The sequence below is a fragment of the Streptomyces sp. NPDC088387 genome (assembly GCF_044753385.1).
In the GTDB taxonomy this organism is placed as follows: Bacteria; Actinomycetota; Actinomycetes; order Streptomycetales; family Streptomycetaceae; genus Streptomyces.
In genome coordinates this window covers 226,207-243,583 of sequence record NZ_JBIVNC010000007.1, presented here as the reverse complement: position 1 = coordinate 243,583, position 17,377 = coordinate 226,207, and the positions used below count along the sequence as shown (strand labels likewise).

Below are 17,377 nucleotides of genomic sequence, written 5' to 3'. Positions count from 1 at the left end.
TCCGGGGTGCCGGTCTCGGTGACCCGGACGAGCGTTCCGGCGTCCTGGGGCGTGCCGGAAGTCCGGCCCCTCGGTCACCGGCCGCCAGGTCCGCTGCGGGTCGGCCGGGACGAGGGCCTCTTCGGCGATCCGCACAAGCCGACGGTTGCGACACCCGGTGCCGGTACGGCCTTCTCAGGGCCGGGCGAGGACGCAGAACTCGTGGCCCTCCGGGTCGGACAGACACGTCCACGGAACGTCGCCCTGGCCGACGTCGAGATCGGTGGCGCCGAGGGCCCTGAGCCGAGCCACCTCGGCCGCCTTGTCGTCACCGGCCCGCGGCACCAGGTCGAGATGGACACGGTCCGGCGCGGTTTTGCCGCCGGGCACGCGGAGCAGCTCCAGATACGGTCCGACGCCCCGGTCGGAGCGGAGCACCGCGTGCTCGTCGCTCACCTCGTGCAGGGTCCAGTCCACGGCCGCGTCCCAGAACCGGGCCATCGCCCGCGGATCCGCGCAGTCGACCACCACGGCGGCGATCGGCCCGGTGTCCCTGTACACCTCCCGGGGTTCCAGCACGCAGAACTCGTTGCCCTCCGGGTCGGCGAGGACCGTCCACGGCACATCGCGCTGACCCACGTCGACGGGCGTCGCACCGAGCGCCCGCAGCCGGGCGACCAGCTCCGCCCGATGGGCCGCGGAGGTCGTGGCGAGATCGATGTGCACCCGGTTCTTCGCCGCCGTCCTGCCGTCCGGGACCGCGATGACGTCGAGGGCGAGGGAGTCCGGGTCCAGCCAGTCGAAGCCCGCGGGCTGGACGGCGGTCGTCGTCGCCCCGTCACCGGCGACACCCCACCCGAGCGCCTCCGCCCAGAACCGGCCGACCGCCGAGTGGTCGAGAGCCTTGATGTTGACCTGAACGGGACGCAGCGCCATGGCGGCGATCCTATGCGGGCACCGGCCGACGGATCATTGATTGCATAAAAGTGCGGCGGAACGTATAGTCATGCCATCCATGAGGAGGGTTCCATGACGGTACGCGCGGCGGTGGCCGGAGCGAGCGGTTACGCGGGCGGAGAGCTGCTGCGGCTGCTCCTCACCCACCCCGAGGTCGAGATCGGCGCTCTGACCGGCAACTCCAACGCCGGGCAGCGGCTCGGTGCGCTCCAGCCGCATCTGCTGCCGCTGGCCGACCGGGTGCTCCAGGAGACCAGCGCCGAGGTGCTCGCCGGGCACGACGTCGTCTTCCTCGCCCTGCCGCACGGACAGTCCGCCGCCGTCGCCGAACAGCTGGGACCCGACGTCCTCGTCGTCGACATGGGCGCCGACTTCCGGCTCCGGGACGCCGCCGACTGGGAGCGATACTACGGTTCCGCACACGCCGGGACCTGGCCCTACGGCCTCCCCGAACTGCCGGGTGCCCGCGCCGCGCTGGAGGGGTCCAGGCGCATCGCGGTACCCGGTTGCTACCCCACCGCCGTCTCCCTCGCCCTGTACCCGGCCTACGCCGCCGCCCTGGCCGAGCCCGAGGCGCTGATCGTCGCCGCCTCCGGTACCTCCGGCGCGGGCAAGTCGCCCAAGCCGCATCTGCTCGGCTCCGAGGTCATGGGCTCCATGTCGCCGTACGGCGTCGGCGGCGTCCACCGGCACACCCCCGAGATGATCCAGAACCTCAGCGCCGCCGCCGGCGAGCGGGTCGCCGTCTCGTTCACCCCGACCCTCGCCCCGATGCCCCGCGGCATCCTCGCCACATGCAGCGCCAAGGCCCGCCCCGGCGTCACCGCCGAGTCGCTGCGCGCCGTCTACGAGAAGGCGTACGCCGACGAGCCGTTCGTCCAGCTGCTCCCCGAGGGGCAGTGGCCGGTCACCGCGTCCATCTACGGTTCCAACGCCGTTCAGGTGCAGGTCGCGTACGACGAGGCCGTGGGACGCATCATCGCGATCAGCGCCATCGACAACCTGACCAAGGGCACCGCGGGCGGTGCCCTCCAGAGCATGAACCTCGCCCTCGGCCTCGCCGAGACCACGGGGCTTTCCACGATCGGAGTCGCACCGTGAGCGACGCGCGTGCAGCCACCGGGCCGCAGCCGACGACGAATGCCGCACCTCTGCGCTGCACGGGCGGAGAAGCGAACAAGGAGACGCAGTGAGTGTCACGGCAGCACAGGGATTCACGGCGGCCGGGGTCGCCGCCGGGATCAAGGAGAACGGCAACCCGGACCTGGCCCTCGTGGTCAACACCGGGCCCCGCCTCGCCGCCGCGGGCGTCTTCACCTCCAACCGGGTGAAGGCGGCGCCCGTGCTCTGGTCCGAGCAGGTACTCAAGGGCGGCCAGGTGTCCGCCGTGATCCTCAACTCCGGTGGCGCCAACGCCTGTACGGGTCCGAAGGGCTTCCAGGACACTCATGCGACGGCCGAGAAGACCGCCGAGTCGCTCAACTCAGCCGGACTCGACGAGACGGGCGGCCACTCGCCCGGTCACGTCGCCGTCTGCTCCACCGGCCTGATCGGCGTGCTGCTCCCGATGGACAGGCTGCTGCGCGGCGTCGACAAGGCGGTCGCCCAACTCACCCCGCACGGCGGCGAGAAGGCCGCCATCGCCATCAAGACCACCGACACCGTCCACAAGACGTCCGTCGTCACCCAGGACGGCTGGACCGTCGGCGGTATGGCCAAGGGCGCCGGCATGCTCGCCCCCGGCCTCGCCACGATGCTGGTCGTCCTCACCACCGACGCCGACCTCGACAGCGAGGTGCTCGACCGGGCGCTTCGGGCCGCCACCCGCACCACTTTCGACCGCGTCGACTCCGACGGCTGCATGTCCACCAACGACACCGTGCTGCTGCTCGCCTCCGGCGCCTCCCAAGTCACCCCGGAGTACACGGAGTTCGCCGAGGCCGTACGGACCGTCTGCGACGACCTCGGACAGCAGCTGATCCGGGACGCCGAGGGCGCGAGCAAGGACATCAGGGTCGAGGTCGTCAACGCGGCGACCGAGGACGACGCCGTCGAGGTGGGCCGCTCCATCGCCCGCAACAACCTCCTCAAGTGCGCCGTCCACGGCGAGGACCCCAACTGGGGCCGCGTCCTGAGCGCCATCGGCACCACGTCCGCCGCCTTCGAGCCGGACCGGCTGAACGTCGCCATCAACGGCGTCTGGGTCTGCAAGAACGGCGGGGTCGGCGAGGACCGCGACAAGGTCGACATGCGCTACCGCGAGGTGCACATCGTCGCCGACCTCGCCGCCGGCACCGAGACCGCCACGATCTGGACCAACGACCTCACAGCCGACTACGTCCACGAGAACAGCGCGTACGCCTCATGAGCGCCACCCGCAAGCACACCGCGCTGCCCAAGGCGCAGATCCTCATCGAGGCGCTGCCCTGGCTGACCCGGCACCACGGCAAGACCGTCGTCATCAAGTTCGGCGGCAACGCCATGGTGAACGACGAGCTGAAGACGGCCTTCGCCCAGGACGTCGTGTTCCTGCGGCACGCCGGCCTCAAGCCGGTCGTCGTGCACGGCGGCGGCCCGCAGATCAGCGCGGCCCTCGACCGGCACGGCATCGTCAGCGAGTTCAAGGCGGGCCTGCGCGTCACCACCGAGGACGCCATGGACGTCGTACGGATGGTGCTGGCCGGCCAGGTGCAGCGCGAACTGGTCGGGCTGCTCAACCGGCACGGACCACTCGCCGTCGGACTGACCGGCGAGGACGCGCACACCATGACCGCCACCAAGCACCAGCCCCGCGTCGACGGCGAACTCGTCGACATCGGGCGGGTCGGCGAGATCACCGCGATCGACACGGGCGCGATCGAGGCACTGCTCGCCGACGGCCGCATCCCGGTCGTCTCCTCGATCGCCCGCTCCCAGGACGACGGACATGTCTACAACGTCAATGCTGATACGGCGGCTGCGGCACTCGCTGCTGCGCTGGGCGCCGAGACCCTCATGGTCCTCACCGACGTCGAGGGCCTCTACGAGGACTGGCCCAACAGCGACGAGGTCATCAGCCGGCTGACCGCACGCCAACTGGAGAAGCTGCTGCCGGAGTTGTCCTCCGGCATGGTCCCCAAGATGGAGGGCTGCCTGCACGCCGTGCGCAACGGCGTCACCACCGCCCGGGTCATCGACGGCCGGGTGCAGCACTCGATCCTGCTGGAGATCTTCACCGACGAGGGCATCGGCACGATGGTCGTGCCGGACGGACAGGGGGAGCCGTGAGCAACGAGGAACTGACCGCCCGCTGGCAGGGCGCGCTCATGAACAACTACGGCACCCCGCGGCTGCCCCTCGTCCGCGGCGCCGGCACCCGTCTGTGGGACGCCGACGGCCGGGAGTACGTCGACTTCGTCGGCGGTATCGCGGTCAACGCGCTCGGCCACGCCCACCCGGCGGTCGTCGAGGCGGTGTCCCGGCAGATCGCCTCACTCGGCCATGTCTCCAACCTCTTCGTCGCCGAGCCGCCCGTCACGCTCGCCGAACGGCTCCTCGAACTCTTCGGCCGGGACGGCAAGGTCTACTTCTGCAACTCCGGCGCCGAGGCCAACGAGGGCGCGATCAAGATCGGCCGGCTGACCGGCCGGACCCACATGGTCGCCACCGACGGCGGTTTCCACGGCCGCACCATGGGCGCCCTCGCGCTCACCGGGCAGCCCGCCAAGCAGGAACCGTTCCGCCCGCTGGTCGGCGACGTCACCCACGTCCCGTACGGCGACCCGCAGGCGCTGGCCGCCGCGGTCACCGACGAGACGGCCCTGGTCGTCATCGAACCGATCCAGGGCGAGAACGGGGTGGTCGTACCGCCGCCCGGCTATCTCAAGGCCGCCCGCGCGATCACCGCCGCCACCGGCAGTCTGCTGGTGCTCGACGAGGTGCAGACCGGCATCGGCCGTACCGGGCACTGGTTCGAGTACCAGGCCCACGAGGGTGTCCTCCCGGACGTCGTCACACTCGCCAAGGGGCTCGGCGGCGGGCTGCCGCTGGGCGCGACCGTCGCCTTCGGGCGCGCCGCCGAACTGCTCCAGCCCGGCCACCACGGCACCACCTTCGGCGGCAACCCGGTCGCGTGTGCCGCCGGACTCGCCGTCGTCGACACCCTCGCGAACGAGGGCCTGCTGGAGAACGTCAAGCAGCAGAGCGAGAGGTTGCGCGACGGAATCGAGTCGCTCGGCCATCCGCTGGTCGCTCATGTCCGGGGTGCGGGCCTGCTGCTGGGTATCGTGCTCACCAGGCCGCTCGCGCCCCAGGTGCAGCAGGCGGCTCAGGACGCCGGGTTCCTGGTGAACGCGCCCGCTCCCGACGTCGTACGGCTGATGCCGGCGCTGAACCTCGGCGACGACGACGTGGCGGCGCTGCTCCAGGCCCTTCCCGGCATCCTCGACGCAGCTTACGGGGACGGACGAGCGGGAGAATGAGACGACGATGAGTCAGGCACAGGATCACGAGCACCCTCACGGGCCCGCCGTGCCGCAGACCCGCACCGCCCGCCACCGCCGGATCGTGGACATCCTCAACCGGCAACCGGTCCGGTCCCAGAGCCAGTTGGCGAAGCTCCTCGCCGACGACGGGCTGACCGTCACTCAGGCGACGCTCTCCCGGGACCTGGACGAGCTGAACGCGGTGAAGATCCGCAACAACGACGGGGATCTGATCTACGCCGTGCCCAGTGAGGGGGGGTTCCGGACGCCCCGGGCTCCGCTGGGGGAGTCGGCGAAGGAGGAGCGGATGCGGAGGCTGTCGGCGGAGCTGTTGATCTCCGCGGAGGCTTCGGCGAATCTTGTGGTCCTGCGTACGCCGCCAGGTGCCGCGCAGTTCTTGGCGTCGGCCATCGATCAGGCCGAGCTCCATGACATCCTCGGCACGATCGCCGGTGACGACACGCTGCTGCTCATCAGCCGGCGCCCGGACGGGGGGCAGGCACTCGCGGACCACCTCCTCCGCCTGGCCCAGAACGGCCACTGAGCCGCTGCGCGGGCGGCGGTACGTCGTCGGGCGCGGGCCCGGTGGTGGCTGATCGCGCAGTTCCCCGCGCCCCTGAAAGCCCCGCCGCCGCGGGCGGGCTGGTATGTGACCGGGTGCGGCTCCGGTGGTGGCCGGTCGCGCAGTTCCCCGCGCCCCTGAAAGCCCCCGCCGCTGTGGGCGGGCTGGTGCGTCACCGGGTGCGGCTCCGGTGGTGGCCGGTCGCGCAGTTCCCCGCGCCCCTCAAAGCCCCGCCGCTGCGGGCAGGCGTGCCGCAGGGCGGCACGGGTGGGCGTGGCGGCACCCCGTCGCGCCGGGCTGCGCAACGCCGGTACGGCATCCGCAGCGTCGCCCGGCGGACACACCGACGCCCACCTCGACGCGCCGCGGGCACCCGGCGTCAGCCCAGGCGGGCCGCCAACCCCCCGGTGCAGCGGACCTCGTCGCCCGCGGTGATCAGGAGCGCCTCCACACCCGGTAGCGCCTCCAGCCAGGCGAGCCCCTCACGGGACCCCATCGCGAACGCGGCCGTCGCCCAGCAGTCCGCCCAGGTAAGCCGAGCCCCCACCACCGTCACCGCCACCAGATCCGTCACCGCCGACTTCCCGGTACGCGGATCCACGATGTGCGCCCCCCGCTCCGCCGTCCCGGACGTGGCGACGGCCAGCTCCTCCTCACCCGCCGCCGAGATCACCGCGGCCAGCCCCCCGGGCCGCAACGGATCCGACACCCCCACCCGCCACGCCCGGCCGACCGCGGGCACGCCGAGCAACTGCACGTCACCCCCGCCGTTGACACTCACCCCGCTCACCCCCGCGACCGACATCAGCCGCAACGCGGCCCGCTCCACGGCCCACCCCTTCACGATCCCGGTCGGGTCGAGCCGCCCCTCGTACGACGTGTCGAACCAGCCCTCGCTGACCCGCTCCGCCTCCGCGCCGAGCCGCAGCACCTCCGCGACCTCCGGATCGCACTCCTCGACGCTCAACTCCCCCCGGCCCAGCCGTGACACCTGGCTGTCCTCGCGGTAGGTGCTGAACACCGCGTCGACCCGGTGCAGACCCGCGACCACCTCCCGCACCGCGGCCTGCACGGCGTCCGGCGCGCCCCCGCGCACGTCGAGGGAGAACACGGTGCCCATCACCTCCTCCGCGTGCCGGGTGACGGCGGGCGCGGGCGCGGGTTCGGTCACCGGTTCAGCCACCGGCCTGGTCCAGGGCCGACTGGAGCGACTGCTTGTACCCGGCGCTGGTGTACGTGGCGCCGGACACGGCGTCGATCTGCGCGCTGCTCGCCGCCACGGCCGCCGCGTTGAGCTTCGGCACGGCGTTCCCGGTGACCTGCGTGCTCTGGCCGCCACTGGGCGCCTGCACGGTCTCCGCCTCGGTGATCTTTCCGTCGGCGAGGGTGATACGCACCTGGACCGGGCCGTACTGGGTGTCCGCGGCGGCGCCCGTGAGCACCTGCGGCTGCGCGTCCCCCGCGGCCGGCGGCTGCTCGCCGCCCGCCTGCGCGTTGCCCGGGTCCTGACCGGCGTCCCCGCCACCGGCGGGCACTTGGTCGATCGCCGACTGGAGCGACTCCTTGTACCCGGCGCTGGTGTACGTGGCGCCCGACACCGCGTCGATCTGCGCGCTGCCCGCCGCGACCGCCGCCTGGTTGAGCTTCGGCACGGCGTTCCCGGTGACCTGCGTGCTCTGGCCGCCACTGGGCGCCTGCACCGTCTCGGCCTTGGTGATCTTTCCGTTGGTGACGGTCAGGCGGACCTGCACCGGACCGTACTGCGTCTGGGCGGGTTCGCCGGTGACCGTGGTGGTGCCGGCCGGCTGGGCGCCGCCCTGCGCCGACTCCTGCGCGGACACGGGCGGTTGGGCGCCGGCCGCCGCGGCGCCGGGGTCGGACCCGGGCTTCAGCGACAGCAGCAGCACAACGCCGGACACGGTGGCGGCGGTGGCGAGCACGGCACGCCGAACGGGGTGACTCTTCTTCATGGTTTGCCGGTCTCCTGGTGACCCGTCGCTCACATCTCGAACGACTCGTGATGGATACGGCGGGCGGGGACCCCCGCGCCGCGCAGTGACTCGTACACGGACTGGGCGAATCCGGGCGGCCCGCACAGGAAGACGTCGTGCCGGTCGATGTCGCCGATCTTCCGTTGCAGGGACTCCGCGGAGATGTCCGGGCGGGCGCCGTCGGGGCCGTTGACCGCGTACATCAGCCGCGCCCCGCGCTCGTCGGCGATGGCGGCCAGCTCGTCCCACAGGGCCAGGTCCTGCGTGGAGTTGGCCCGGTAGAGAAGGGTGATGTCACCGGCCGCGCCGGGCAGCGTCTCGAACAGCGCCCGCATCGGGGTGATGCCGACCCCGCCGGCCACCAGCAGCACCTTGCCGCGGCTGCGCCGGGACGCGGTCAGCGCGCCGTACGGGCCCTCGGCCCACACGCGGGTGCCGGGCTCCAGCCGGCGCAGCCCGGCGCTGTGGTCGCCGATCGCCTTCACCGTGATGCGCAGCAGACCGGGCCGCGGCGCCGCCGACAGGGAGTACGGGTGCGAGCTGAAGCGCATGCCGGGCGCCAGGAACCGCCAGCGGAAGAAGTGCCCGGCCTCCGCGCCCATCCGGTGCAGCTTGCGCCCGCTGATCAGCACCGACACGATGCCCGGCGTCTCCTCGATGACCGCCTCGACCCGCATCCGGTGACGCAGGTTGAGCCGGATCGGCGTGATGATGCGGAACCAGACCACCAGCGCGGTGACCACCCCGTACAGCCCGTACCAGAAGGTCTTCGCGATCGGCTCGACGGCGAAGTCGTTGCCGGCGGAGATCTGGTGCCAGAACGTCAGGAACACCGCCGCGTACGTCATCAGGTGCACGTGGTACCAGGTGTCGTACGGCATCCGGCGGCGCACCGGGCCGATCGAGACCAGACCGATGACCACCAGCAGGGCGGTGCCGACGGCGGCCTTGCCCATGTCGGGCAGCTGGTTCACGGAGTCGATGGTCTGCTGGACGATGTCGCCGAGGGTCTTGCCGGCCTGGAGCGCGTAGCCCCACATGATGAGGAAGACGTGGGCGACGACCAGGCAGAGCGTGTACCGGCCGGTCATCGCGTGCCAGCGCGCCACCCGGTCCGAGCCGACCCGTCGTTCCAACGCGGGCACGCGGGCCATCTGAAGCACCACCAGCGCCATCAGATAGCCCGCGAGCAGTCCGGTGATACGGCCCGCGTTGATGATCCGGCTCGTGGTGTCGCCGACCGACGGCGTGTTGTTCCACCACAGCCACAGCACGGCGGCGGCGCCGGCCCACACCGCGAGCAGCAGGGGGACGGCGGGGGAGCGGCGCGGGCGGATGCGGCGCATGGTCTGACGCCGGGCGGCGCGGCCACCTGCGAGCGTGCTGGTCACGATTCCTCCGGGGACGGGGGCAACGGATGTGTCGTAGTCCCTTGGCCCAGAGATACGTGTGGGGTGGGCGATGCGTTCAGTACCGGGTGACGGCAGTGGCGCCGCGTTCCGTACCGACCGCGATGTGCGGGCGTGCCGCCGGATTCACCCAGGTCAGCAGGGTGCGCATGGCTTTCTCCGGCACCGACGTACAACCGGCGGTCGGACCGCTGCCGTTGACGTGCAGGAAGATCCCCGCGCCGCGCCCGCGCACCGGCTTGTCGTAGTTGAAGCCGACGACGAGCGCGTGCGCGTACTGCACGGGATAGGTGACCAGGTGCTCCGCCTGTCCGGCCCGGCAGTCGGCGGCGCGCGGGTCGCTCCAGCGGTTGTAGGCCTTCGACGCGTTGTCCTGACACCACCAGGACGACTTCCGCACCGGCCGATAGGGGTACGTCGTCCCACGCGGCGCCGCCTTGATGCCGAACGCGTACGGCAGGTCGTACAGCCCGGTGGGTGTGGTGTTGGTGCCCTGTTTGCGGGACCGGCCCTCCACGAGCCCGCGCGCGCCGAACCGGGCGGGTGCCGAGCCCGCCTTCCTCCAGCGCCCGCCGCGCCGGTCCCACCAGGTCACGGTCCCCGTGGTCGAGCCCGTGTCCGGCGCCACGGCGGTGATCAACTGGTCCCCGCCGCCGGTGTCGGCCATCCGGTCGGGCAGCGGAGCCGGACCGGCTTCGACGGGAGAGGCGCCGAGCAGTGCGGCGGAGGTCAGCAGGGCGACGGCGGCGGCGAGAGCGGTACGCATGCCGTCGACGCTAGGGCGACCCGGCGCCGGCGGCAGGGCACGCTGAGCCGATCGGCGGGATGGCCCCGAATTGACGAATCATACGGACCTCTGCATAATCATGCAGGCAGGCCGGTGGGTACCGTAGACGCAACGACAGCCATGAGGAGCAACGCAAGTGAGCAGCAGCAGTGGTGACGTTCGGCTCTGGGGCGCCCGTTTCGCCGACGGTCCCGCCGAGGCGCTGGCGAAGCTGTCCGCCTCCGTCCACTTCGACTGGCGGCTCGCGCCGTACGACATCGCCGGTTCGCGTGCCCATGCGCGTGTGCTGCACAAGGCGGGGCTGCTCGACGACGACGAGCTGACCCGGATGACCGCCGGGCTCGACCGGCTCGCGGCCGACGTGGCGGACGGCTCGTTCGTCGGCACGATCGCCGACGAGGACGTCCACACCGCCCTGGAACGCGGCCTGCTGGAACGCCTCGGCCCCGACCTCGGCGGCAAGCTGCGCGCCGGCCGCTCCCGCAACGACCAGGTCGCCACGCTCTTCCGTATGTACCTCCGCGACCACGCCCGCACGGTCGGCGGCCTGATCGCCGACCTCCAGGACGCGCTGATCGGCCTCGCGGAGGCCCACCCGGACGTGGCGATGCCCGGCCGCACCCACCTCCAGCACGCCCAGCCGGTGCTGTTCGCCCACCACGTCCTGGCGCACGTCCAGTCCCTGTCCCGGGACGCGGAGCGGCTGCGCCAGTGGGACGAGCGCACGGCGGTCTCCCCGTACGGCTCGGGCGCCCTCGCCGGCTCCTCCCTCGGTCTGGACCCGGAGGCGGTCGCCAAGGACCTCGGCTTCGAGCACGGCAGCGTCGGCAACTCCATCGACGGCACGGCCTCGCGCGACTTCGTCGCCGAGTTCGCCTTCATCACCGCGATGATCGGTGTGAACCTCTCCCGGATCGCCGAGGAGGTCATCATCTGGAACACGAAGGAGTTCTCCTTCGTCACCCTGCACGACGCCTTCTCCACCGGCTCCTCGATCATGCCGCAGAAGAAGAACCCGGACATCGCGGAGCTGGCGCGCGGCAAGTCCGGTCGCCTGATCGGCAACCTGACGGGCCTGATGGCCACGCTCAAGGCGCTGCCCCTCGCCTACAACCGCGACCTCCAGGAGGACAAGGAGCCGGTCTTCGACTCCATCGACCAACTGGAGGTCCTGCTCCCCGCGTTCACCGGCATGATGGCCACGCTCACCGTGCACCGGGAGCGTATGGAGGAACTGGCCCCGGCCGGCTTCTCCCTCGCGACGGACATCGCGGAGTGGCTGGTCAAGCAGGGCGTCCCGTTCCGGGTGGCGCACGAGGTGGCCGGCGAGTGCGTGAAGGCCGCCGAGGCCGAGGGCAAGGAGCTGGACGGCCTCACGGACGAACAGTTCGCGAAGATCTCCGCCCACCTCACCCCCGAGGTCCGCACCGTCCTCAACGTCCCCGGCGCCCTCGCCTCCCGCAACGCCCGGGGCGGCACGGCCCCCAGCGCGGTGGCGGTCCAACTGGCAGAGGTGAAGCAGGACGTGGAGGCACAGCACGCTTGGTCAACGGCGAAGCGGTAGAGGCTTTCAGGGGCGCGGGGAACCGCGCGACGAGCCACGACGCACCCGCGCCCGCCAGACCACCGCACCCACCCGAGCTCCCGAAGCGAAGGTCACCGCGGGCTACGTTGGTAAGGAACCGTACCGGAGCCGACCCCCACGGAGCCCGCGATGCCCTTCGCCCGACTGGCCACAGCGACAACCCCCACCTGCCACATCGGCCTGGGCCTCGCCGCAGTAGGTCGCCCCGGCTACATCAACCTCGGCCGCGAGACGGACCTCGGAGACGACCGCAGCGCCGAAGCGCTCCGCACCCGCACCCACGAACTCCTCGACGCCGCCTACGCCCAGGGCGTCCGCTACTTCGACGCGGCCCGCTCCTACGGCCGCTCCGAGGAGTTCCTCGCCGGCTGGCTCACGGCCAACCCCCACATCGACGACGTGGTCGTCGGCAGCAAGTGGGGCTACACCTACACCGCCGACTGGACCACCGACGCCGAGCGACACGAGGTCAAGGACCACGGCCTCGCCGCATACGAACGCCAGCGCCGCGAGTCCGCCGAGCTGCTCGGCGACCGTCTCGACCTCTACCAGATCCACTCCGTGACCCCGGAGAGCCCGGCCCTCACGGACAAGGCCCTGCACGCCGAACTGGCGGAAGCCGCAGCGGCGGGCGTCACCGTCGGCTTCTCGACCAGCGGCCCCGCCCAGGCCGACGCCATCCGGGCCGCCCTCGGCGTCACCGTCGACGGCGAGCCCCTCTTCCGTACCGTCCAGTCGACGTACAACGCCCTGGAGACCTCGGCCGGCCCCGCACTCGCGGAGGCCCATGACGCCGGCCTGACGGTGATCGTCAAGGAGGGCATGGCCAACGGCAGGCTCGCGGAGCCGCACGCGCCGGACCTGCTGAAGGCCGTGGCCCGGGAGACGGCCCTCGGCGCGGACGCGGTCGCGCTGGGCCTGGTCCTGCGCGAGCCCTGGGCCGGCGTGGTCCTGTCCGGCGCCGCGACCGTCACCCAGCTCGCCGCCAACCTGCACGCGGCCGTCGTGGACCTCGACGAGGACCAGCTGACCCGCCTGGCCACGCTGGTCGAGGACCCGCGGGAGTACTGGCGCGAGCGCGCCGCACTGCCCTGGCACTGACGAACCCCGCACCCCCTTCCTTGATCCACCCATGCCCTGAATGAGACAGTGGTGTCTCATTCGGGTTATGGTTGTCTCATGGCTGTCGATCGTGACCACGTGCTGCGCAGCGCCGCGGCCCTGCTCACCCACAAATCCACCGCGACCATGGACGAGGTCGCGAAGGCCGCCGGCATCAGCCGGGCCACCCTGCACCGCCAGTTCGCCGGGCGCGACGCCCTAGTACGGGCGCTGGAGGCGCTCGGCATCGCCGAGTGCGAGGGCGCGCTGGACCGCGCCCGCCTCGACGACGGCACCGCGAGCGACGCCGTACGCCGGCTGGTCCGGGAGGTGGAGCCCTCCGCCGGCCTCCTCGCGTTCCTCTACACCGAGAACCAGCTGTTCGAGGGCGAGGAGCGCAACGCCGGCTGGGAACGGCTCGACGCCCGTATGTCCGCGCTGTTCCGCCGCGGACAGGACAGCGGCGAGTTCCGGATCGACCTGACCCCGGCGTGGCTCACCGAGGCGCTCTACGGCCTCTTCGGCGCTGCCGCCTGGGCCGTACTGGACGGCAGGGTCGCCGCGAAGGACTTCCAGTTCATGATCGTCGAGCTGTTGCTCGGCGGCGCACTACGGAGAGAGGAACCATGAGCAGCACCCTGCGGTCGGCGCACTCGGACGAGGCGGTGAAGCGCCCCGGACGCTGGCTGGCGCTCTCCGTCCTCGTGCTCGCCGTACTGCTGGTGGCCGTCGACGCGACCGTCCTCGGCCTCGCGACCCCGTACATCAGTGAGGACCTCAAGCCCTCCGGCACCCAGCTGCTGTGGATAGGTGACGTCTACTCGTTCGTCATCGCCGGTCTGCTGGTCTCCATGGGCAGCCTCGGCGACCGCATCGGCCGCAAGCGCATCCTGCTGATCGGCGCCACGGCTTTCGGCGCGGTCTCCGTGCTCAACGCCTACGCGACGACCCCGGAACTGCTGATCGTCGCCAGGGCCCTGCTCGGCGTCGCGGGCGCCACGCTGATGCCGGCCACGCTCGCCCTGATCCGCAACATCTTCCACGACCCGCGCGAGCGCAGCCTCGCCATCGGCATCTGGGGCGCCACGGCCTCCGCGGGCACGGCGATCGGCCCGATCATGGGCGGTTTCCTGCTGGAGCACTTCTGGTGGGGCTCGGTCTTCCTGATCAACCTGCCCGTGATGGCGGTCCTGGTCCTCGTCGGCATCAGGATGCTGCCCGAGTCCCGCAATCCGAAGCCCGGCCCCTGGGACACGACCAGTGTCCTGCTGTCCCTCGTCGGCATGATCGGCGTGGTCTACGCCATCAAGGAGGCGGCCAGCCACGGGTTCGCGTGGGCCACGCTGGCGGCGGGTCTGCTCGGCGCCGGGGCGCTCTACGGGTTCGTACGCCGTCAGCTCACCCTGCCGTCGCCGCTGCTGGACATGCGGCTGTTCCGCAACCGCGGCTTCAGCGGCGCGGTCCTCGCCGACCTGCTGACCATCTTCGGCCTGTCCGGCCTGGTGTTCTTCCTGTCGCAGTATCTGCAACTCGTGCAGGGCAGGCGGCCGTTCGAGGCCGGTCTCGCCGAACTGCCCGCCGCCGTGGGCGCGGTGGCGGCCGGTCTGATCGCCGGCCGCGCGGCCCGCCGCTTCTCGGTACGGACCGTGGTCTCCGGCGGCCTGGCCGCGGTAGGTATCGCCCTGGCCGCGCTGACCCTCATCGGCCAGTCCACCGGCTACCCGCTGCTCGGCGCGGCCCTGCTGGTCGTCGGCATCGGCGCCGGCTTCTCGTTCACGGTCACGGCGGACGTCATCCTCGCCACGGTCCCGAAGGACCAGGCGGGCGCGGCATCCGCGGTCTCCGAGACGGCCTACGAACTCGGCGCGGCCCTCGGTATCGCCCTCCTCGGCTCCATCGTCACCGGCGTCTACCGCGGCTTCCCCGCCCCGCCGGGCACCCCGGAGGCGGCCCACGAGTCCCTCGGCGGCGCGGTGGAGGCGGCGGGCGCGCTGCCCGCACAGACGGCCGAGACCATGCTGGACGCGGCCCGCCAGTCCTTCACGGACGGCCTCACCCTGGCGGCGGGCACAGGAGCAGCAGTCCTCCTGACCGCCTCAGCGGCAGCCTGGTTCCTCCTGAGAGACAGCCGTTTGGAAGACACCGAGCAGCAACCCAGCACTTAAGGGGCGCGGGGAACGGCGCGAGCAACCACCCGCGACGGTCAGCCGAAAACGGGTTTTAGGGGCGCGGCCCGTATCGACATGCGGCTCCGCCGCGCGGGCGCGACCAGCCCCCCACCACCCGCACGCGACAACCGGCATGGATAGAGAGCCACCCCCTCCGCTTTAAGTCCCTTTTCGCATCCACCTGATGGTCTGACTCCGTACCCCACCCAGCCACCCGGGCGAAGGAGTCACCGACCATGACACGCCGCACCCGAAACCTGGCCCTCGCAACCGCCGCACTCGCCGCCGGCCTCACCACCGGCGGCGTCGCGCTGGCCGCGGACGGCGACAACCCCACCCGCGAGCGCATCAGCTACATCGTCGAAGAGGGCGGCACCGCCGACAACACCGGCACCGGCACCGCGGCCGACGAGGACTGCCCCTGGAAGAACGGCGGCTCCGGCGAACCGTCGGCCGACGTCCCGGCCTCGTCACTGTGACCGCCCCCGAGGCGAAACTCCTCGAAGAGGCCCTCTTCGAGGTGAAGCGCGTCATCGTCGGCCAGGACCGCATGGTGGAACGGATGTTCACCGCGGTCCTGGCCCGCGGCCACGTCCTCCTGGAAGGCGTCCCCGGCGTCGCCAAGACCCTGGCCGCCAAAACCCTCGCCCACGTGGCCGGCGGACACTTCGCCCGGCTCCAGTTCACCCCCGACCTGGTCCCCTCCGACATCACCGGCACCCGCATCTACCGGCCGTCGCGGGAGACCTTCGACATCGAACCCGGCCCGGTGATGGCCAACGTGGTCCTCGCCGACGAGATCAACCGCGCCCCCGCGAAGGTCCAGTCGGCGCTCCTGGAGGTCATGGGCGAGCACCAGGTGTCCATCGGCGGCACCACCCTGCGCGTCCCCGAACCCTTCCTCGTCCTCGCCACCCAGAACCCCATCGAGTCCGAGGGCGTCTACCAGCTGCCCGAGGCCCAGCGCGACCGCTTCCTGATGAAGGTCGACGTCGCCGCGCCCAGCGAGTCCGAGGAACTCGCCATCCTCTACCGGATGAGCGTCGACCCACCGCGCCCGCGCCGCGTCCTCACCCCGGACACGCTCACCACACTCCAGCGCTCCGCCGACGACGTGTTCGTACACCACGCGGTCGCCGAGTACGCCGTACGGCTCGTCGTCGCCACCCGTGAACTCGCCGGACCCGGCAGCCGGGTGGCCCACGGCGCCGGACCGCGCGCCACCCTCGGCCTGGTCGCCGCCGCCCGCGCGCTCGCCCTGCTGCGCGGCCGCGGCTACGTCCTGCCGGAGGACATGCACGACCTCACCCACGAGGTGATCGCCCACCGGCTGGTGCTCTCCTTCGACGCGCTCGCCGACGGCATCACCGCCGGCCAGATCGTCGACGAGGTCCTCGCCGCCGTCGAGCAGCCCCGCATCAGCCCCCGCCAGGCCGCCGAGGAGACCGCCGCATGAGCACCCCGAGCCTGCGGGAGCTCTCCCCCGAACAGGCCCTGAAACACCTGGAGCTGCTCTTCACCCGTCGCCCCGACGGACTGCTCCAGGGGGACCACACGTCCCTCCTCCCCGGACCCGGCAGCGAGGTCTCGGAGACGCGACCGTACGTCATCGGCGACGACGTCCGCCGGATGGACTGGAACGCCACCGCCCGCACCACGGTCCCGCACGTCCGCCGCACCCTCGCCGACCGCGAACTCACCACCTGGATCGTCCTCGACGCCTCCGCCAGCATGGACTTCGGCACCGCACGGATGGAGAAGCGGGATCTCGCGGTGGGCGCCGCGGCCGCCGTCGCCTTCCTCACCGAACGCGCCGGGAACCGGCTCGGCGCCCAGATCACCGGCCCGGACGGCATCCGCCGCATCCCGCCCCGCGCCGGCCGGCACCACCTCCTGGCGATCCTGCGCGCCGCCCTCGACCGGCCCCGGGTCGCGGCCGGCATCCCCGACCACACCCTCGGCGAGGCCGTGCACGCCCTGCGCGACCTGCCCGCCAGAGGAATGGTCGCGGTGATCTCCGACTTCCTGGAGACCGGCTGGGAGCAGCCGCTGCGCGTCGCCGCCCGCCGCCACCAGATCCTCGCCGTCGAGACCGTGGACCCGCGCGAACTGGAACTCCCCGACGTCGGACTGCTCACCCTCGTCGACCCCGAGACCGGCCGCCGCCGCGAAGTCCCCACCCACACCCGGCGACTGCGCGAACGCTACGCCGAAGCCGCCCTGGAACAGCGGGCCCTGATCAAACAGTCCATACGCCGCGCCGGCGCCGCCCACCTCAGGCTCCGCACCGACCGGGACTGGGTGCGTGACGTCGCCCGGTACGTCGAGGCACAGCGGCGCCGGGGCGGCGGCGCCGCGTGACACCGGCCAAGGAG

General features: G+C 72.1%; 17 protein-coding genes. 12 read left to right on the top strand and 5 right to left on the bottom strand.

What is annotated here, in order from left to right; all coding sequences use genetic code 11:
- Positions 1 to 174: 174 nt before the first annotated feature.
- Complete coding sequence (locus ACIQAC_RS20565) at positions 175 to 915, bottom strand: VOC family protein (RefSeq protein ID WP_402193063.1); 741 nt, start codon at positions 913 to 915, stop codon at positions 175 to 177.
- A 93-nt stretch (positions 916 to 1,008) separates the two neighbouring features.
- Here ACIQAC_RS20565 and argC point away from each other — a divergent pair, with 93 nt between their 5' ends.
- From argC to ACIQAC_RS20540, 5 genes are all read left to right on the top strand, one after another.
- A complete protein-coding gene (gene argC / locus ACIQAC_RS20560) occupies positions 1,009 to 2,037 on the top strand; it encodes an N-acetyl-gamma-glutamyl-phosphate reductase (protein WP_402193062.1) in 1,029 nt (342 codons plus the stop codon).
- 88 nt (positions 2,038 to 2,125) lie between these two features.
- Positions 2,126 to 3,304, top strand: coding sequence for a bifunctional glutamate N-acetyltransferase/amino-acid acetyltransferase ArgJ (argJ, locus tag ACIQAC_RS20555; protein WP_402193060.1), 1,179 nt, complete (start codon positions 2,126 to 2,128; stop codon positions 3,302 to 3,304).
- Positions 3,301 to 4,203: an acetylglutamate kinase gene (argB, locus tag ACIQAC_RS20550; protein WP_402193059.1), complete on the top strand. Its 903-nt coding sequence runs from the start codon at positions 3,301 to 3,303 to the stop codon at positions 4,201 to 4,203. Before argJ ends, argB begins: the two co-directional genes overlap by 4 nt.
- Entirely contained in the window at positions 4,200 to 5,396 is a 1,197-nt protein-coding gene (locus ACIQAC_RS20545; protein WP_402193057.1) for an acetylornithine transaminase, read from the top strand. The genes argB and ACIQAC_RS20545 overlap by 4 nt, the downstream gene beginning before the upstream one ends.
- A 7-nt stretch (positions 5,397 to 5,403) precedes the next feature.
- Complete coding sequence (locus tag ACIQAC_RS20540) at positions 5,404 to 5,943, top strand: arginine repressor (protein WP_402193055.1); 540 nt, start codon at positions 5,404 to 5,406, stop codon at positions 5,941 to 5,943.
- A 397-nt stretch (positions 5,944 to 6,340) separates the two neighbouring features.
- Here the strand turns inward: ACIQAC_RS20540 and ACIQAC_RS20535 are convergent, their stop codons facing one another.
- The 4 genes from ACIQAC_RS20535 to ACIQAC_RS20520 form a co-directional block, all read right to left on the bottom strand.
- Positions 6,341 to 7,144 (bottom strand): FAD:protein FMN transferase, encoded by an 804-nt coding sequence (locus ACIQAC_RS20535; protein ID WP_402193054.1) that lies wholly within the window; start codon positions 7,142 to 7,144, stop codon positions 6,341 to 6,343.
- Positions 7,137 to 7,931 (bottom strand): FMN-binding protein, encoded by a 795-nt coding sequence (locus ACIQAC_RS20530; RefSeq protein ID WP_402193053.1) that lies wholly within the window; start codon positions 7,929 to 7,931, stop codon positions 7,137 to 7,139. The genes ACIQAC_RS20535 and ACIQAC_RS20530 overlap by 8 nt, the downstream gene beginning before the upstream one ends.
- Before the next feature lie 29 nt (positions 7,932 to 7,960).
- On the bottom strand, positions 7,961 to 9,343 hold the full coding sequence (locus tag ACIQAC_RS20525) for a ferric reductase-like transmembrane domain-containing protein (RefSeq protein ID WP_402193052.1): 1,383 nt from the start codon (positions 9,341 to 9,343) through the stop codon (positions 7,961 to 7,963).
- Between the two features lie 76 nt (positions 9,344 to 9,419).
- The gene (locus ACIQAC_RS20520) at positions 9,420 to 10,127 is read right to left on the bottom strand and encodes a L,D-transpeptidase (RefSeq protein WP_402193051.1); all 708 of its coding nucleotides are present in this window, start codon (positions 10,125 to 10,127) and stop codon (positions 9,420 to 9,422) included.
- A 157-nt stretch (positions 10,128 to 10,284) separates the two neighbouring features.
- Between ACIQAC_RS20520 and argH the strand changes: the two genes are divergently transcribed.
- From argH to ACIQAC_RS20485, 7 genes are all read left to right on the top strand, one after another.
- Positions 10,285 to 11,712, top strand: coding sequence for an argininosuccinate lyase (gene argH / locus ACIQAC_RS20515; RefSeq protein ID WP_402193050.1), 1,428 nt, complete (start codon positions 10,285 to 10,287; stop codon positions 11,710 to 11,712).
- 150 nt (positions 11,713 to 11,862) lie between these two features.
- Positions 11,863 to 12,834, top strand: a complete 972-nt coding sequence (locus tag ACIQAC_RS20510; protein ID WP_402193049.1) for an aldo/keto reductase — start codon at positions 11,863 to 11,865, stop codon at positions 12,832 to 12,834.
- Between the two features lie 78 nt (positions 12,835 to 12,912).
- Positions 12,913 to 13,464 (top strand): TetR/AcrR family transcriptional regulator, encoded by a 552-nt coding sequence (locus tag ACIQAC_RS20505; RefSeq protein ID WP_402193048.1) that lies wholly within the window; start codon positions 12,913 to 12,915, stop codon positions 13,462 to 13,464.
- On the top strand, positions 13,461 to 14,999 hold the full coding sequence (locus ACIQAC_RS20500) for an MFS transporter (RefSeq protein WP_402193047.1): 1,539 nt from the start codon (positions 13,461 to 13,463) through the stop codon (positions 14,997 to 14,999). The genes ACIQAC_RS20505 and ACIQAC_RS20500 overlap by 4 nt, the downstream gene beginning before the upstream one ends.
- 239 nt (positions 15,000 to 15,238) lie before the next feature.
- A complete protein-coding gene (locus ACIQAC_RS20495; protein WP_402193046.1) occupies positions 15,239 to 15,481 on the top strand; it encodes a hypothetical protein in 243 nt (80 codons plus the stop codon).
- Complete coding sequence (locus ACIQAC_RS20490) at positions 15,478 to 16,458, top strand: AAA family ATPase (protein WP_402193045.1); 981 nt, start codon at positions 15,478 to 15,480, stop codon at positions 16,456 to 16,458. Before ACIQAC_RS20495 ends, ACIQAC_RS20490 begins: the two co-directional genes overlap by 4 nt.
- Entirely contained in the window at positions 16,455 to 17,363 is a 909-nt protein-coding gene (locus tag ACIQAC_RS20485; protein WP_402193044.1) for a DUF58 domain-containing protein, read from the top strand. The genes ACIQAC_RS20490 and ACIQAC_RS20485 overlap by 4 nt, the downstream gene beginning before the upstream one ends.
- Positions 17,364 to 17,377: the final 14 nt, after the last annotated feature.

Bases quoted from the DNA above. Each gene is read 5' to 3' on its own strand.
- ACIQAC_RS20565 (WP_402193063.1), bottom strand. From the start codon at position 915: ATGGCGCTGCGTCCCGTTCAGGTCAACATCAAGGCTCTCGACCACTCG.
- argC (WP_402193062.1), top strand. From the start codon at position 1,009: ATGACGGTACGCGCGGCGGTGGCCGGAGCGAGCGGTTACGCGGGCGGA.
- argB (WP_402193059.1), top strand. From the start codon at position 3,301: ATGAGCGCCACCCGCAAGCACACCGCGCTGCCCAAGGCGCAGATCCTC.
- ACIQAC_RS20540 (WP_402193055.1), top strand. From the start codon at position 5,404: ATGAGTCAGGCACAGGATCACGAGCACCCTCACGGGCCCGCCGTGCCG.
- ACIQAC_RS20530 (WP_402193053.1), bottom strand. From the start codon at position 7,931: ATGAAGAAGAGTCACCCCGTTCGGCGTGCCGTGCTCGCCACCGCCGCC.
- ACIQAC_RS20520 (WP_402193051.1), bottom strand. From the start codon at position 10,127: ATGCGTACCGCTCTCGCCGCCGCCGTCGCCCTGCTGACCTCCGCCGCA.
- ACIQAC_RS20510 (WP_402193049.1), top strand. From the start codon at position 11,863: ATGCCCTTCGCCCGACTGGCCACAGCGACAACCCCCACCTGCCACATC.
- ACIQAC_RS20505 (WP_402193048.1), top strand. From the start codon at position 12,913: ATGGCTGTCGATCGTGACCACGTGCTGCGCAGCGCCGCGGCCCTGCTC.
- ACIQAC_RS20500 (WP_402193047.1), top strand. From the start codon at position 13,461: ATGAGCAGCACCCTGCGGTCGGCGCACTCGGACGAGGCGGTGAAGCGC.
- ACIQAC_RS20495 (WP_402193046.1), top strand. From the start codon at position 15,239: ATGACACGCCGCACCCGAAACCTGGCCCTCGCAACCGCCGCACTCGCC.
- ACIQAC_RS20485 (WP_402193044.1), top strand. From the start codon at position 16,455: ATGAGCACCCCGAGCCTGCGGGAGCTCTCCCCCGAACAGGCCCTGAAA.